At 46.4% G+C, this 897-nt stretch carries 1 protein-coding gene; it reads right to left on the reverse strand.

The window, feature by feature from the left end:
- Window positions 1–5 precede the first annotated feature (5 nt).
- Entirely contained in the window at window positions 6–845 is an 840-nt protein-coding gene (locus A3763_RS04630) for an alanine--glyoxylate aminotransferase family protein (RefSeq protein ID WP_255376603.1), read from the reverse strand.
- Window positions 846–897 lie beyond the last annotated feature (52 nt).

Consider the following 897-nt stretch of genomic DNA (forward strand, 5'->3'; position numbering starts at 1 on the left):
TTGGGTTATGGGTATGCATTCTCTACTGCAGACATTGCAGCGTCGACATCGCAGCTATGTCCAAGTTCGTTAAGCACCGCGCCTAAAGAGCTAACGCAGTAATCAACGTTTTTACGATTACAGCCATTGCCCATTAAGCCGATTCGCCATGCTTTGCCAGCAAACTTACCTAGCCCTGCACCAAGTTCCAAGTCGTACTGGTTAAGTAGTGTTGATCTAACAGTCGCATCATCAATACCTTCTGGAATCTTCACTGCATTAAGTTGAGATAGGCGAATATCTTTAGGCACTAGCATTTCAATGCCGAGCGCTTCTAGACCAGCAACCAGTGCCTTATGGTGCAGCTCATGACGTTCCCAAGCGCTTTCCAAACCTTCTTCTTTAAGAATTAATAGCGATTCGTGTAGTGCATACAAACTGTTAACTGGCGCAGTATGGTGATAAGTACGCTTAGCACCTTCACCCCAATAGTCCATGACCAGGTTTAGATCGAGGAACCAGCTGTAGTTCTTAGAGCTTTTGGCTTTGATCTTTTCAATTGCTTTAGTGCTAAAACTGACCGGAGAGAGACCTGGGATACAAGATAAGCACTTTTGAGTGCCTGAATAAATTGCGTCTATGCCCCAGTCATCAACTTGAACATCAGAACCGCCTAAAGAGGTGACGGCATCAACGATTGAAAGACAGTTATGTTGTTGAGCTATTGCACATAAGGCTTTTGCATCAGAGCGAACACCGGTAGAGGTTTCAGCGTGAACAAAAGCGATCATTGAAAGATCAGGCTTTTCTGAAAGCGTCTGGGCTACTACTTCTGGCTCGACAGCTTCGCCCCGCTCAAATTCGATGGCTTAGACCTGAGGGCCTGCGCGAGTCGCGACTTCTTTCATGCGCATGCCA

Source organism: Oleiphilus sp. HI0128, from assembly GCF_001635365.1.